Below are 14,114 nucleotides of genomic sequence, written 5' to 3'. Positions count from 1 at the left end.
TGGGATTTTAGCAAAGCATGACGGCGCGCCAGCGAGCCGTCATCTCGGCGGATTTACCGGCGCAACCGGCAGGGCCCGGCGGACGCTCATCGCCGCCGGCCAAGACACGCCCTTCAGACCTCGAGGAGAAAGGTCACCGGGCCATCGTTGACCAGATGCACCTGCATCTCGGCGCCGAAGCGGCCGCAGGCGACCTGCGCATGCTTGCTCCGGGCCTGCTCGACCAACAGCTCGAACAACGCGGCGCCCAGGGCCGGCGGCGCGGCGCTGGAAAAACTCGGACGCAGGCCGTTGCGCGTGTCCGCCGCCAGGGTGAACTGCGAGACCAGCAGCAGACCGCCGGCGACATCGCCGAGCGAGCGATTCATCTTGCCGTCGGCGTCGCCGAACACCCGGTAGTTGAGCAGTTTGTGCAGCAGTTTGGCGACGCTGGCCGGGTCGTCCTGCGGCTCGACCGCGACCAGGGCCAGCAAGCCCCGATCGATGGCGCCGACCACCTCGCCGCCCACTTCCACCCGCGCGCCGCTGACGCGCTGGATCAGCGCCTTCATGCTTCGTCGGGCGACAGGTCGAGCAGGCGCCGGGCGATCTGCTTGGTGGCACGCACCAGGGCGTCGGTGATGCCCACCTCGGAGGCGGCGTGGCCGGCGTCGCGGATGATCTGCAGCTCGCTGTTGGGCCAGGCCTGGTGCAGCTCCCAGGCATTGTCCAAGGGGCAGATCAGATCATAGCGGCCATGCACGATCACCCCCGGCAGGTGGGCGATTTTCGGCATGTCGCGGAGCAGCTGGTCGGCTTCGAGGAAGGCGTTGTTGATGAAGTAGTGGCACTCGATCCGGGCAATCGACAGCGCCCGGTGCGAATCGCTGAAGCGCTCCACCACGTGCGGGTTCGGCCGCAGCGTGGCGGTGCGGCCTTCCCAGGTCGACCAGGCCTTGGCCGCGTGCATCTGGGCGATCTGGTCGGAACCGGTCAGGCGTTTGTAGAACGCCTGGATCAGTTCGCCACGCTCCTCCGGCGGAATCGGCGCCAGGTAGTCCTGCCAGTAGTCGGGGAACAGGCGGCTGGCGCCTTCCTGGTAGAACCAGTGAAACTCCTGCGCACGACAGAGGAAGATGCCGCGCAGGATCAGCGCCTGCACCCGCTCGGGGTGGCGCTGGGCGTAGGCCAGCGCCAGGGTCGAGCCCCAGGAGCCGCCGAACAGCACCCACTTGTCGATGCCCAGGTGCTCGCGGATACGCTCCAGGTCGGCGACCAGATCCCAGGTGGTGTTGTTTTCCAGGCTCGCATGGGGCGTGGAGCGCCCGCAGCCGCGCTGATCGAAGGTGACGATGCGGTACAGGTTGGGGTCGAAGAAGCGCCGGCTCAGGGCATCGCAACCCGCGCCCGGACCGCCGTGGATGAACACCACCGGCAACCCCTCCGGCGTGCCGCTCTCGTCCACATAGAGCACATGCGGCGCCTCTACCGCCAGCTCGTGGCGAGCGTAGGGTTTGATCTCCGGATACAAAGTCTGCATGGTGCGCTCCTGGATGTATACGTAGGGTACGGCGCCAACTCGTGTGCAAACGGCCCGATAGCGCTTCCCGCTCTGCCTCGCATCATAACCATGTAAAAGGAATTCAGCATGTCAGCTCGGCGATTTGCCTTACTTTTAGTCATACCGTTGATTCTGTTGAGCGCTTGTGGCGCCAAGGATGACCCACAGGCGAGCCTGGAAGCGGCGGTACAGCGCCTGCAGGACAACCTGGAAGCGAAACGCACCGGTGCCGTTCTCGAGCAACTGCACCCGCAATTTTCCGCCCAGCAGGAATTCGACCGCGACTGGGCCAAACGCACCATGACCCTGCTGTTTCTGCGGCACAAGCACGTCAGGGTGCTCGCCCTGAGCAAGACTAGCCAGCTCGACCCGACTTACCGCGAGAAAGGCCACACTGAAGCCCAGGTGGCGCTGACCGGCGCCGAAGGGCTGATCCCCGACAGCGCGCGGCACTATGCGGTCAAGCTGGAGTGGTGGCGCGAAGACGATGAATGGCAGCTCGCGCGCTTGAGCTGGCAGTGAGGCCAGCCGCGCCTTGGCGCGCGGCTGGCTGACGCTCTACCAATCCCAACTGAGGGACAGGTTGACGCCATGCTGACGGTCGTCGGTGCCGCGGAACTGATAAGCCGCACGCAGCTGCAGCTCCTCGGCTAACGCATGACTGATGCCCACTCCGGCGAGGGTCTGGCCACTGGCCGGGGTATGCCCCTGCAGCTCGAAGCTGTTGCCGGCAACCGAATTGAGGCCCATGCGCAGATCGCGGCTATCGTCCTCGAACTCACGTTCACGGGCGATCTCGGCAAACACCTGGGTCGCCGGGCTTAGCCGGTAATTGGCTTGCAGGCCCAGGCCCAGCCGCGTGCTGTCGCGCTGCTGATCGTCGTAGTTGAGCGCCGTCGAACTGGAGCCGCGCTCGCGATAGCCGTCCACATCGACCTTGGCATAGTCGGCACTGATGAACGGGCTGACCCGCCAGCCGGTGTCGGCATTGGCCAGGTCATAGCCCAGACGCCCGGACAGCGCCCAGAGCTGGCCATCGCTATCGCCCTTCTCGCTGCGTTCGGTGACGCCCAGGGCGAACTGCCGATTGAGGTCGCTGTAGTCCAGGTGGCCCAGGCTGAGACTGGCATCGGCCCACAGGCGATCCTGCTGGTATTGGGCGAAGGCACTGAGCAGGTAGCTGCGCAGGTCGTATTCGGAGTCGGCCGCGCCCACCTCGAGGGTCTGCTGCTGCAGGCCCAGGGCCAGGCCCAGGCGCCACTGTTCGCTCAGCCGGTAGCTGCTGCCCAGGTTAACGCCCAGGCCATCGCTGTCGCCGCTGGCCACCGCCTCGCCACGCTCGAACTGCTGGCGCTGACCGCTGGCGCCGACGAAGCTGCGCCACTGGCCCACGGCTTGCCAGGCACCGCGGTCGGCCTGCCATTCGCTGCGCAGCTGTTGCTGGTGGCCGTTGAGGCTGGCCATGGCCATTTCCGGCAGCAGCGACACTTCCCAAGGCGCCGAGAGGATCGAATAGATGTAATCGGCGGTGATTTGCTGGGTGGCGCCCGATGGGTGAATGCCATCGTTGAACAGCAGCTTACTCGGATCGGCGCTGAGGCTAGCGATGCCCCAGGTGGGGTCTGCATTGCAGTTCACACCGGCGATGGGGGCGCCATCAAAACAGACCGCTGTTTGCACGACGCTGGGGTCGAAGCCATACGCGGCCAGATCGCCTTGCACCTCGGCCAGCAGGCCACGCACGTTCAGACGCACGAGATTGCCGCCCAACGCGGAGAGTTGGGCATTCAGCGCCTGATTGAACAATGCCGAGTTTGCCGAGCGGGTGGCAACGGTGCCGGCGCCAAGCATCGCGCTTTCAGGCGTCATGCCCACATCGGGCAGGTCGGAGACAATGATCGCCCGTGCGCCAGCGGCCTGCAGCGCCGCTACGGCGGCCACCAGGTTGCTGGCGGAAACTGCCGCACTGGCCTGATCGACGACCACACCATTGCGCACGTCGTTGCCGCCGCCGTTGACGTAGAACAAGGCGTTGGGATCGACCCGCGGCACATCCACCAGGTAACCGTTGCGGGTGCGAACGAAGGGCCCGCCGGCATTGACCACCGAACCGCCGGGGTCTTTGACCGATGCCAAGATGGCGGCAGTTTCATAGCCGCCCACCGCATAGTTGGTGCCGTCCGGGTTGCCGGTCAAAACCTGCGGCAGTACCGGTGTGGAAGGCAAGGCCTGCAGACCCAGCAGACCAGCCAAGCGCTGCGTAGAAACCTCCGCGTAATACTCGCTGCCGTTGTGCCGATACGTCGGCCCGGTGCGGTTGGTAAAGCGCGTGCCGCCAGTCGGGTTACCCGCCAACAGCGGGCTGCCGATATCGGGAAACTGGCCGCTGTCGCTCAGCGAGTCGCCGAAGATGATCAGTTGTGAATACGGCATGGCGTGGGCGGCGGCTGGCAGGCCGGCCAAGAGTACTGCCGCGGTCAACGCTTTGATGGGGAAAGTCATGGCTACTCCGTCTTGTTGTCTTGCCGGTAGGCAAGCGCGGCAGAGTAGCCAGTAAGTTCAGTTTCGACGCTCCCCCAAATGGGTGAACGCCACGAGCGGGAACGGCTTGTGGCTAAGCGCCATAGCGCTCTCTTCCCCAGTCGAGCATGGCCTGGAGCAACTGGCGCAATACCGCCCGGGTCGGCTCGGCGAGGTCTTGGCGATAGTCGAAGGGCAGCTGTTCTTCCATGTACGTGCACTGCGCCAACTCCAGCTGCACGGCATGTACATGCGCCTGCGGCTGGCCGTAGTGGCGGGTGATATGGCCGCCCTTGAAGCGGCCGTTGAGCACGTGGCTGTAGTCCTTGGCTCCGGCGCAGACCGCCAGCAGACGCTCGCTCAGTTGCGGGTCGCAGCTGGCGCCGGCATTGCTGCCCAGGTTGAAGTCCGGCAGCAGGCCGTCGAACAGGTGCGGCACGCAGGAGCGGATCGAGTGCGCATCGAACAGCAGCGCATAGCCGAACTCGTCTTTGATCCGCGCCAGTTCGGCGGCCAGGGTCTGGTGATAGGGCTGCCAGATCTCGGCCAGATAGCGCGCGCGCTCCGCACTGGACGGCTCGAGCCCTGCGCGGTACAGCGGCTCGCCGGTGAACAGGGTCGCCGGAAACAGTCCGGTGGTTGCGCTGGCGTAGAGCGGCTGGTCGTCCTCCGGGCGGTTGAGGTCGATGACATAGCGCGAGTAGTAGGCCTCCAGGGTGCTGGCGCCCAACTCATCGGCGAAGTCATACAGCAGCGGGATATGCCAGTCGGTATCCGGGCGTTCTTGCGCCTGCGCCACCAGGCCGGCCTCAACGGCAGGCGTCAGCAGGATGCCGGGGTGCGGCATGCTGATCAGCAGCGGTGTGCTACCGCGACTGAAACTGAGTACGTTATTCATGCTCGATCTCCTGCGCGTGGCGGATCACCCGCTTGGGCAGATCGCCACCTAACCAATAGGCCAGCTCCGCCGGCCGCTGAATGTCCCAGGCAACGAAATCGGCGAGCTTGCCCACCTCCAGGCTACCGCGACTGGCCGCCAGGCCCAAGGCCTTGGCGGCATTCAGGGTCACCCCGGCCAGGGCCTCCTCCGGGGTCAGGCGGAACGAGGTGCAGGCCATGTTCAGCATCAGGCGCAGCGACAACGCCGGCGAGGTGCCGGGATTGAGGTCGCTGGCCACCGCCATGGCCACGCCATGGCGGCGCAGCAACTCGATCGGCGGCACTCGGGTCTCGCGCAACAGGTAGAAGGCGCCGGGCAGCAGCACCGCCACGCTGCCGGCCTTGGCCATGGCGATCACGTCGGACTCGTCCATGTACTCCAGATGATCGGCCGACAGCGCCCGGTGGCGCGCCGCCAGGCTGGAGCCGTGCAGCGAGGACAGCTGTTCGGCGTGCAGCTTGACCGGCAGCCCCAACGCCTGGGCGGCGACGAACACCCGCTCGACCTGGGCCGGGGAAAAGCCCAGGTGCTCGCAGAAGGCATCCACCGCATCCACCAGTCCTTCGCCCGCCAACTCCGGCAGGATCTCGCGACAGACCCGCTCGATATAGGCGTCGGCCCGACCCGCATATTCCGGCGGCACGGCGTGAGCCGCCAGGCAGGTGGCGCGCACGGTCAGCGGCAGCATCTCGCCGAGACGGCGGATCACCCGCAGCATCTTGCGCTCGCTGGCCAGATCCAGGCCGTAGCCGGACTTCACCTCCAGGGTGGTGACGCCTTCGCGCAGCAGTTGCCGCGCCCGCCGCAGCGCGCCGGTCAACAACTCGCCCTCGCTGGCCTCGCGGGTGGCGCGCACGGTGCTGGCGATGCCGCCGCCGTTTGCGGCGATCTCGGCATAGCTGACGCCCTCGAGGCGCTGCTCGAACTCGCCACTGCGGTCGCCGCCGAACACCAGGTGGGTGTGGCAGTCGATCAGCCCGGGGGTCAGCCAGGCGCCGCCGAGGTCGTGGGTTTCGGCATAGTCGCCGGCGGGCAGTTCGGCGCGCGAGCCGATCCAGGCAATATGCGCGCCCTTGGTAACCAGCGCGGCGTCCTCGATGATCGAGTAGCGCCCGCCGGCCAGGGTGGCGGCATGGCAATTGAGCCAGAGGCGTTGCATAAGGGGTGTTCCTCCTCGCGGTGCATGGCGGCCAGCCGCCTGCTGCAATGATCAGCATCCGAACCGGGATGGCCTTTACCACAAGCATGGCCGCCGCCTCGGCAAAGGCAATCGCGGCCCGCTTGAAATGCGGGTAAAACCGCCAGCGCCAGCCCGACTGAACGTGTTAGCACGGCCGGTTAATAGCCAAAACGCGCCCCTGCCCCGTCGCAATCGACGGGGCAGGGGCGCGCATCCGGCGGGCTTAGGCCTGGGACGGCAGCAACTGCGCCGGCAGCAGGCCGCTCAGGCAGCGCGACGCCAACAGTTCGCTGGCCGCCTCGATATCCGGGGCGAAGAAGCGATCCTGCTGGTAGTGCGAGACGCGCTCGCGCAGCGCCGCGCGCGCCTGCTCCAGCTTCGCCGAAGTCTTGCGCCCTTCGCGGAAATCCAGGCCCTGGCAGGCGCCCAGCCACTCGACCGCGAGGATGCCGCGCACGTTGTCGGCCATCTCCCACAGGCGCTTGCCGGCAGCCGGGGCCATGGACACGTGGTCTTCCTGGTTGGCCGAGGTCGGCAGGCTGTCGACGCTGTGCGGATGGGCCAGCGCCTTGTTCTCGCTGGCCAGGGCGGCGGCGGTGACCTGGGCGATCATGAAGCCGGAGTTGACCCCGCCATTGGCCACCAGGAACGGCGGCAGCTGCGACATGTGCTTGTCCATCATCAGCGAGATGCGCCGCTCGGACAGCGCGCCGATCTCGGCGATGGCCAGGGCCAGGTTGTCGGCGGCCATGGCCACCGGTTCGGCGTGGAAGTTACCGCCGGAAATCACATCGCCTTCGGCGGCGAACACCAGCGGATTGTCCGACACCGCATTGGCCTCGACCGCCAGCACCTCGGCAACCTGACGAATCTGGGTCAGGCAGGCACCCATGACCTGCGGCTGGCAACGCAGCGAATACGGATCCTGCACCTTGTCGCACTGTTCATGGGAGCGGGAAATCTCGCTGCTGGCGGTGAGCAGATCGCGATAGGCCGCCGCCGCATCGATCTGCCCACGCTGGCCACGGGCCGCGTGAATGCGCGGGTCGAACGGGGCGCGCGAGCCGAGCATGGCCTCCACGCTGAGGCCGCCGCAGACCAGCGCCGCAGCGAACAGGTCTTCGGCCTGGAACAAGCCGCGCAGGGCGTAGGCAGTGGAGACCTGGGTGCCGTTGAGCAGCGCCAGACCCTCCTTGGCCGCCAGGGTCAGCGGCTCGAGGCCGGCCTTGGCCAGCGCCTCGGTGGCCGGCAGCCATTCGCCCTGATAGCGCGCCTTGCCCTCGCCGAGCAGCACCAGCGACATGTGCGCCAGAGGTGCCAGGTCGCCGGAGGCGCCGACCGAGCCCTTGAGCGGAATGTGCGGATAGACCTCGGCATTGATCAGGGCGATCAGCGCGTCGATCACCAGCCGACGGATACCGGAGAAGCCACGACTCAGGCTGTTGACCTTGAGCAGCATGATCAGCCGTACCAAATCGTCGTCCAGCGGCTGGCCGACGCCGGCGGCGTGGCTCAGCACCAGGGAACGCTGCAGATTCTGCAGGTCTTCGCTGGCGATGCGGGTCGACGCCAGCAGGCCGAAACCGGTGTTGATGCCGTAGGCGGTGCGGTTCTCGGCGAGGATCTGCTCGACGCAGGCGACGCTGGCCTCGATGCCTGCACAGGCGCTGTTATCCAGGGTTACGCGGATCGGTGCCTGGTGGACTTGACGCAGTTGGGCCAGGGTCAGTTGGCCGGGCAGCAGATTCAGGGTGTTCATGTTCAGGCTCCTTTAACCGGGGTAATCATCGGCAGGTTGAGACCCTGCTCCTTGGCGCAATCGATGGCGATCTGGTAACCGGCATCGGCGTGACGCATCACCCCGGTGGCCGGGTCGTTATGCAGCACCCGAGCGATGCGTTCGGCGGCTGCATCGCTGCCGTCGCAGACGATGACCACCCCGGAGTGCTGGGAGAAGCCCATGCCGACCCCGCCGCCGTGGTGCAGCGAGACCCAGGTGGCGCCGCTGGCGGTATTCAGCAGGGCGTTGAGCAGCGGCCAGTCGGATACGGCATCGGAGCCGTCCTGCATGGCTTCGGTTTCGCGGTTGGGGCTGGCCACCGAGCCGGAGTCGAGGTGGTCGCGACCGATCACCACCGGCGCGGACAGCTCGCCGCTGCGCACCATCTCGTTGAACGCCAGACCGAGCTTGGCGCGCTGGCCCAGGCCGACCCAGCAGATACGGGCCGGCAGACCCTGGAAGCTGATGCGCTCGCGGGCCATGTCCAGCCAGTTGTGCAGGTGGGCGTCATCGGCAATCAGTTCTTTGACCTTGGCATCGGTCTTGTAGATGTCCTGCGGATCGCCGGACAGCGCGGCCCAGCGGAACGGACCGATACCGCGGCAGAACAGCGGGCGGATATAGGCCGGAACGAAGCCGGGGAAGTCGAAGGCATTGGCCACGCCCTCTTCCTTGGCCATCTGGCGGATGTTGTTGCCGTAGTCGAAGGTCGGCACGCCCTGCTGCTGGAAGTCGAGCATGGCCTGCACGTGCACCGCCATCGACTGCTTGGCCGCCTTGACCACCGCCGCCGGCTCGCTCTGCGCGCGCTGGCGATACTGTTCCCAGCTCCAGCCGATCGGCAGGTAGCCGTTGAGCGGGTCGTGGGCGCTGGTCTGGTCGGTGACCATGTCCGGGCGCACGCCGCGCTTGACCAGTTCCGGGAGAATCTCGGCGGCATTGCCCAGCAGGGCGATGGAGATGGCCTTGCCTTCGGCGCAGTACTTGGCGATACGTGCCAGGGCGTCGTCCAGGTCGCGGGCTTGCTCGTCGACGTAACGGCTGCTGAGACGGAAGTCGATGCGGCTTTGCTGGCATTCGATGTTCAGCGAGCAGGCACCGGCCAGGGTCGCGGCCAACGGCTGGGCGCCGCCCATGCCGCCCAGACCGGCGGTGAGTACCCAACGGCCCTTGAGGCTGCCCTGGTAATGCTGGCGGCCGGCTTCGACGAAGGTTTCGTAGGTGCCCTGGACGATGCCCTGGCTGCCGATGTAGATCCAGCTGCCGGCGGTCATCTGGCCGTACATGGCCAGGCCCTTGGCATCCAGTTCGTTGAAGTGTTCCCAGGTCGCCCAGTGCGGCACCAGGTTGGAGTTGGCGATCAGCACGCGCGGCGCATTGCTGTGGGTCTTGAACACGCCGACCGGCTTGCCGGACTGCACCAGCAGGGTTTCGTCGTCGTTCAGTTGCTTGAGGCTCTCGACGATCTGGTCGTAGCACTCCCAGTTGCGCGCGGCGCGGCCGATGCCGCCGTACACCACCAGCTCCTTGGGGTTCTCGGCCACTTCGGGGTCGAGGTTGTTCATCAGCATGCGCAGCGGCGCCTCGGTCAGCCAGCTCTTGGCGGTCAGCTGGGTGCCGCGCGGGGCGCGGATTTCGGTGTCACGGAAACGGGTGGGGTTACTCACAAGAAATCCTCCAGGGAAAAACCGCCGTCAGCCTGAGTAGTTTGGCGCGTTACGGCTGGGCATGCGTAAATATAAACATGTATATACAACCTGGATCAAGCAAAATTCTCTCCGCTCGTCGAGCAATCTGCGACGTCCGCCCGCCCTTGGCAAAAACGACAGCGCAGGATCGCCGCCCGCACCAGCAACAACGCCGCCACGAACGCCTTTTGCCCAGCAATTACGCGACATCCAGTGAGTAAACGCTGCCTCCCCACTGCCGAAACGAGCCTGAGTCAAACCCGCCACCTGATGTTTAGACCATAGCCACGGGCCTTCAACGCGGCCCTGCCGCCCTCTCCGCGCGCCGCGCGCGGAGCAATTCCGGTCTGGAAACAGGTCTTTCATCCATGCATGTCTATACATGTATGGCATATAGGGGTATACCTGCCTGCGGCTTCGGCCTCCCCCATCCAATAAAAAGAGAACCTTCATGAAAAAGCTCTTTTCCGCACTGCTGCTCACCGCCACCGCCTTCAGCGGCCTCAACGCCCATGCCGGCGCCATCGACGACGCCGTCAAGCGCGGCAGCCTGCGGGTCGGCATGGATCCGACCTACATGCCCTTCGAGATGACCAACAAGCGCGGCGAGATCGTCGGCTTCGAGGTGGATCTGCTGAAGGCCATGGCCAAGTCCGCCGGGGTCAAGCTGGAAGTCGTCTCCACCTCCTACGACGGCATCATCCCGGCCCTGCTGACCGACAAGTTCGACATCATCGGCAGCGGCATGACCCTGACCCAGGAACGCAACCTGCGCATCAACTTCTCCGACCCCTTCATCGTGGTCGGCCAGACCCTGCTGATCAACAAGGCGTTGGAGGGCAAGATCAAGTCCTACAAGGATCTGAATGACGGCCAGTACCGGATCACCTCGAAGATCGGCACCACCGGCGAGATGGTCGCCAAGAAGCTGATCGGCAAGGCCCAGTACCACGGTTTCGACAACGAGCAGGAAGCCCTGCTCGACGTGGTCAACGGCAAGGCCGATGCCTTCATCTACGACGCGCCCTACAACGCCGTGGCAGTGAACAAGGCCGGCGCCGGCAAGCTGGTGTACCTCGACCAACCCTTCACCTACGAGCCCCTGGCCTTCGGCCTCAAGCGCGGCGACTACGACAGCCTCAACTGGATCAACAACTACCTGCACCAGGCCAGGGAAGACGGCACCTACGCGCGCATCCACGCCAAGTGGTTCAAGAGCGTCGCCTGGCTGAAGGACATGGAATAGCCAGTCAAACCCGCCGCCGAACCGCGGCCTGCCCTGGTTCGGCGGCTTGCGACCTTTAAGTAAGCCCGCGACCGAGATCCTCCCCATGAATATGCAGAAAGTACTCGCCCTGCCCCGGCAGGCACTGACTCGCCAGCCCGCGGCGCGCAAGCGGCGGCGTCCGCGGCAGTGGCCCTGGCACGCGCTGACCGTGCTGAGCCTGATCGCCCTGATCTATTGCATCTGGCTGTCCACCTCGATGATCGCCTACGAATGGCGCTGGAATCGCATTCCCCAGTATTTCGTCTACCAGGCCGAGGAGATGGAGCGCGCCAACGAGCCCGGCCGCATCGACTCGATCGAAACGCTCGGGAAAACCGCCCGCGTGACCCTGGCCAGCGACGGCGGCAGCCAGCAGGTGCTGACGGTGGCCGCCGACAGCCTGCTGCTGGGCGAGGGCGATGAGGTCGACGAAGGCGATGCGCTGGGCTTCAACCGCCACTGGACGGCCGGCCCGCTGCTCTGGGGGCTGTGGAACACCCTGTGGATTTCGGTAGCGTCCGGCGCCGCCGGCCTGCTGATCGGCATGCTCACCGGACTCTGCCGGCTGTCGCCCAACCCGACCCTGCGCGACCTGTCGACGGTTTACGTCGAAGTGGTGCGCGGCACGCCGTTGCTGGTGCAGATCTTCATCTTCTATTTCTTCATCGGCACCGTGCTCAACCTGTCCCGCGAGTTCGCCGGGGTCGCCGCCCTGGCGCTGTTCACCGGCGCCTACGTCGGCGAGATCGTCCGCGCCGGGGTGCAGTCGATTGCCAAGGGCCAGAACGAAGCCGCCCGCTCCCTGGGCCTGAGCGCGCCGCAGGCGATGCGCCACGTGATTCTGCCGCAGGCCTTAAAACGGGTGCTGCCACCGCTGGCCGGCCAGTTCATCAGCCTGGTCAAGGACACCTCGCTGGTGTCGGTGATCGCCATCACCGAGCTGACCAAGAGCGGCCGCGAGGCGATCACCACCTCGTTTTCCACTTTCGAAATCTGGTTCTGCGTCGCGGCCCTGTACCTGCTGATCAACTTGCCGCTGTCGCAGATCGCCAACCGTCTGGAGCGGAGGCTCGCGCAAAGTGATTAAAGTCCGAGAACTGGTTAAAACCTTCAACGCCCGCGGCCAGCTGGTGCGCGCGGTGGACAACGTCGACACCGAGGTCGCCAAGGGCGAAGTGCTGGTGGTGCTGGGCCCGTCCGGCTCCGGCAAGTCGACCTTCCTGCGCTGCCTGAACGGCCTGGAAACCCTGGACTCCGGCTCGGTGAGCATCGACGGCGTCGACCTGGCCGACGCCAGAACCGACGTCAACGCCTACCGCCGCGAGGTCGGCATGGTGTTCCAGCACTTCAACCTGTTCCCGCACATGACCGTGCTGGAGAACCTCTGTCTGGCGCAGAAGGTGGTGCGCAAGCGCAGCAAGCGCGAGTGCGAGGACAAGGCCCGTGCCCTGCTGGACAAGGTCGGCATCGCGCAGAAGGCCAACGAGTACCCCTCGCACCTGTCTGGCGGCCAGCAACAGCGGGTGGCCATCGCCCGCGCACTGTGCATGGAGCCCAAGGTGATGCTGTTCGACGAGCCCACCTCGGCGCTCGACCCGGAGATGGTCGGCGAGGTGCTGGACGTGATGAAGACCCTGGCCCTGGAAGGCATGACCATGGTCTGCGTGACCCACGAGATGGGCTTCGCCCGCGAAGTGGCCGACCGCGTGCTGTTCTTCGACCACGGCAAGCTGCTGGAGGATGCCGCCCCCGCGCAATTCTTCCAGCAACCCCAGGATCCGCGCGCCCAGGCCTTCCTGCGCCAGGTGCTGTAAGCCCTAGCGGGAGCCCCGCCGGGGGCTCCCACTCCCGCGAGGCGCTAAAGCGCGATCAATTCGATCAGGCAGCACGCCCCCGGCGTATCCGCCGCCAATTGCAACTCGACCAGGCCGATGGCGCGCTCGATCTGCAGACAGTCGTAGCGCCCCAGCAGCGCGCAGTCGGCGTCATCGACCGTCACCTGCAGCGCATCGACCGCACCGAACAACAGCAGCGTGCTGGCCGAGCTGAACAGGCGCTGCGACCGCGCCAACGCCAACCACTGCAAGCGCACGCGGTAGCGCTGCGGCGCATAGATCAGGTTGAAGTCGCGGATGGCGCCGGCCAGCAACTGGCACTGCACCCGGCTGTCGCCACTGAAGGCAAAGGGATCGAACGGCAACAGCGGCCGCGACGGCACGCCGTCCACCTGCAACTGCATGCCCGCGCCTTCCAGCACGGTGATGATGCGCTGGTAGCCGGCAAAGGCGGAAAAGCCGCCCGACTCGCCGATATCGGCGAGCGACAGGCGCCAACCGAACCCCTCCAGGCCTTCGCCCTGGTCGCGGGCGATTTCCAGGGTACTGCCGCCGCCGTTCTTCCAGGGCATGCGCGGATAGTCGGCGGCTCGATGGAGATGAATCTGGCTCATGAACTGAAACGCCCCTCCAGGCGATGGCGCGAGCCCGGATGCAGCAGGCGCGCCGAGGTTACGGCCTGGGAACCGGACCAGGTGCGCCGGCGAATCAACAGGCAGGGTTCGCCGCGCTCGATCTGCAACAGCCGGCACTCCTCGGCCTCGGCGAGAATCGCCTCGACCACGTGCTCGCCCTCGCTCAGCGGCGCGACGCGCGACAGGTAGGCGTAGGGCGTGAGCTGGGTGAAATCCTGCTTGAGGTAATCCGGCGCCACGGCCGCATTGACGTAGCGATCCTCCAGCTGCACCGGCACATCGTTCTCGTAGTGCACGATCAGCGAGTGGAATACCCGCTGGCCTTCGCGCAGATCCAGCGCCATGGCCCGCTCCGGGCTGGCCAGCTCCTCGCCCAGGCGAATCAGCTTGCTGTGGTGACGATGGCCGCGCGCGGCAATCTCGTCGGCGATGTTGTTCACCGCGAACAAGGCCGAACGCCCCTTGGGCTCGGCGACGAAGGTGCCCACGCCTTGCATGCGCAGCAGCAGGCCGTCATTGGTCAACTCGCGCAAGGCGCGGTTGATGGTCATGCGACTGAAACCCAGCTGCTCCACCAGCTCGCTTTCCGAGGGCACCCGGTGGTGCGCCGGCCAAGCGCCGCTGTGGATCTGCTGGACGATCATCTGCTTGACCTGGGCATACAGCGGTGCCGGTGCTTCACTGAGCTGACCGGCAAGAGCGGACGGCTTCGACAATGTTTTTACCATG

At 66.0% G+C, this 14,114-nt stretch carries 13 protein-coding genes; 4 read left to right on the top strand and 9 right to left on the bottom strand.

Going from position 1 to position 14,114, the window contains the following annotated elements; all coding sequences use genetic code 11:
* Window positions 1–113 precede the first annotated feature (113 nt).
* Together dtd and pip are read right to left on the bottom strand one after the other, a co-directional pair.
* The gene (dtd, locus tag P8H27_RS05510; RefSeq protein ID WP_289635710.1) at window positions 114–551 is read right to left on the bottom strand and encodes a D-aminoacyl-tRNA deacylase; all 438 of its coding nucleotides are present in this window, start codon (window positions 549–551) and stop codon (window positions 114–116) included.
* Window positions 548–1,519, bottom strand: a complete 972-nt coding sequence (gene pip, locus P8H27_RS05505) for a prolyl aminopeptidase (protein ID WP_289635709.1) — start codon at window positions 1,517–1,519, stop codon at window positions 548–550. The genes dtd and pip overlap by 4 nt, the downstream gene beginning before the upstream one ends.
* Before the next feature lie 108 nt (window positions 1,520–1,627).
* On the opposite strand from pip, the gene P8H27_RS05500 reads away from it, so the two are divergent.
* Complete coding sequence (locus tag P8H27_RS05500) at window positions 1,628–2,062, top strand: hypothetical protein (RefSeq protein ID WP_289635707.1); 435 nt, start codon at window positions 1,628–1,630, stop codon at window positions 2,060–2,062.
* Between the two features lie 36 nt (window positions 2,063–2,098).
* On the opposite strand, the gene P8H27_RS05495 is transcribed toward P8H27_RS05500, so the two are convergent.
* From P8H27_RS05495 to hutU, 5 genes are all read right to left on the bottom strand, one after another.
* On the bottom strand, window positions 2,099–4,042 hold the full coding sequence (locus P8H27_RS05495; protein ID WP_289635705.1) for an autotransporter domain-containing protein: 1,944 nt from the start codon (window positions 4,040–4,042) through the stop codon (window positions 2,099–2,101).
* 112 nt (window positions 4,043–4,154) lie between these two features.
* Entirely contained in the window at window positions 4,155–4,958 is an 804-nt protein-coding gene (gene hutG, locus P8H27_RS05490) for an N-formylglutamate deformylase (protein ID WP_289635703.1), read from the bottom strand.
* Window positions 4,951–6,159, bottom strand: a complete 1,209-nt coding sequence (gene hutI, locus P8H27_RS05485) for an imidazolonepropionase (RefSeq protein ID WP_289635701.1) — start codon at window positions 6,157–6,159, stop codon at window positions 4,951–4,953. The genes hutG and hutI overlap by 8 nt, the downstream gene beginning before the upstream one ends.
* A 244-nt stretch (window positions 6,160–6,403) precedes the next feature.
* Window positions 6,404–7,939: a histidine ammonia-lyase gene (hutH, locus tag P8H27_RS05480; protein WP_289635699.1), complete on the bottom strand. Its 1,536-nt coding sequence runs from the start codon at window positions 7,937–7,939 to the stop codon at window positions 6,404–6,406.
* A gap of 2 nt (window positions 7,940–7,941) precedes the next feature.
* Window positions 7,942–9,627 carry a urocanate hydratase gene (hutU, locus tag P8H27_RS05475; RefSeq protein ID WP_289635697.1) on the bottom strand — a complete coding sequence of 562 codons (1,686 nt, stop codon included), beginning with the start codon at window positions 9,625–9,627 and terminating at the stop codon, window positions 7,942–7,944.
* Between the two features lie 472 nt (window positions 9,628–10,099).
* Here hutU and P8H27_RS05470 point away from each other — a divergent pair, with 472 nt between their 5' ends.
* The 3 genes from P8H27_RS05470 to P8H27_RS05460 all read left to right on the top strand — a co-directional run bounded on the left by P8H27_RS05470 (window position 10,100) and on the right by P8H27_RS05460 (window position 12,729).
* Entirely contained in the window at window positions 10,100–10,894 is a 795-nt protein-coding gene (locus P8H27_RS05470; RefSeq protein WP_289635695.1) for a transporter substrate-binding domain-containing protein, read from the top strand.
* Window positions 10,895–10,985: 91 nt separating this feature from the next.
* A complete protein-coding gene (locus P8H27_RS05465) occupies window positions 10,986–12,002 on the top strand; it encodes an amino acid ABC transporter permease (RefSeq protein ID WP_289635876.1) in 1,017 nt (338 codons plus the stop codon).
* The gene (locus tag P8H27_RS05460; RefSeq protein ID WP_289635694.1) at window positions 11,995–12,729 is read left to right on the top strand and encodes an amino acid ABC transporter ATP-binding protein; all 735 of its coding nucleotides are present in this window, start codon (window positions 11,995–11,997) and stop codon (window positions 12,727–12,729) included. The genes P8H27_RS05465 and P8H27_RS05460 overlap by 8 nt, the downstream gene beginning before the upstream one ends.
* Window positions 12,730–12,773: 44 nt before the next feature.
* On the opposite strand, the gene P8H27_RS05455 is transcribed toward P8H27_RS05460, so the two are convergent.
* Window positions 12,774–13,364, bottom strand: coding sequence for a HutD family protein (locus tag P8H27_RS05455; protein WP_289635692.1), 591 nt, complete (start codon window positions 13,362–13,364; stop codon window positions 12,774–12,776).
* On the bottom strand, window positions 13,361–14,113 hold the full coding sequence (hutC, locus tag P8H27_RS05450) for a histidine utilization repressor (RefSeq protein ID WP_289635691.1): 753 nt from the start codon (window positions 14,111–14,113) through the stop codon (window positions 13,361–13,363). The genes P8H27_RS05455 and hutC overlap by 4 nt, the downstream gene beginning before the upstream one ends.
* Window position 14,114 lies beyond the last annotated feature (1 nt).

The sequence above is a fragment of the Pseudomonas sp. sp1636 genome, assembly GCF_030376615.1.
Taxonomy (GTDB): domain Bacteria; phylum Pseudomonadota; class Gammaproteobacteria; order Pseudomonadales; family Pseudomonadaceae; genus Aquipseudomonas.
Note: the sequence above shows the minus strand (reverse complement) of the source record. Positions and strands in the feature narration are given on the sequence as shown.

Excerpts from the sequence above, each read along its gene's own strand:
- dtd (WP_289635710.1), bottom strand. The coding sequence starts at position 551 with ATGAAGGCGCTGATCCAGCGCGTCAGCGGCGCGCGGGTGGAAGTGGGC.
- pip (WP_289635709.1), bottom strand. The coding sequence starts at position 1,519 with ATGCAGACTTTGTATCCGGAGATCAAACCCTACGCTCGCCACGAGCTG.
- P8H27_RS05500 (WP_289635707.1), top strand. The coding sequence starts at position 1,628 with ATGTCAGCTCGGCGATTTGCCTTACTTTTAGTCATACCGTTGATTCTG.
- P8H27_RS05495 (WP_289635705.1), bottom strand. The coding sequence starts at position 4,042 with ATGACTTTCCCCATCAAAGCGTTGACCGCGGCAGTACTCTTGGCCGGC.
- hutG (WP_289635703.1), bottom strand. The coding sequence starts at position 4,958 with ATGAATAACGTACTCAGTTTCAGTCGCGGTAGCACACCGCTGCTGATC.
- hutI (WP_289635701.1), bottom strand. The coding sequence starts at position 6,159 with ATGCAACGCCTCTGGCTCAATTGCCATGCCGCCACCCTGGCCGGCGGG.
- hutH (WP_289635699.1), bottom strand. The coding sequence starts at position 7,939 with ATGAACACCCTGAATCTGCTGCCCGGCCAACTGACCCTGGCCCAACTG.
- P8H27_RS05470 (WP_289635695.1), top strand. The coding sequence starts at position 10,100 with ATGAAAAAGCTCTTTTCCGCACTGCTGCTCACCGCCACCGCCTTCAGC.
- P8H27_RS05465 (WP_289635876.1), top strand. The coding sequence starts at position 10,986 with ATGCAGAAAGTACTCGCCCTGCCCCGGCAGGCACTGACTCGCCAGCCC.
- P8H27_RS05455 (WP_289635692.1), bottom strand. The coding sequence starts at position 13,364 with ATGAGCCAGATTCATCTCCATCGAGCCGCCGACTATCCGCGCATGCCC.
- hutC (WP_289635691.1), bottom strand. The coding sequence starts at position 14,113 with ATGGTAAAAACATTGTCGAAGCCGTCCGCTCTTGCCGGTCAGCTCAGT.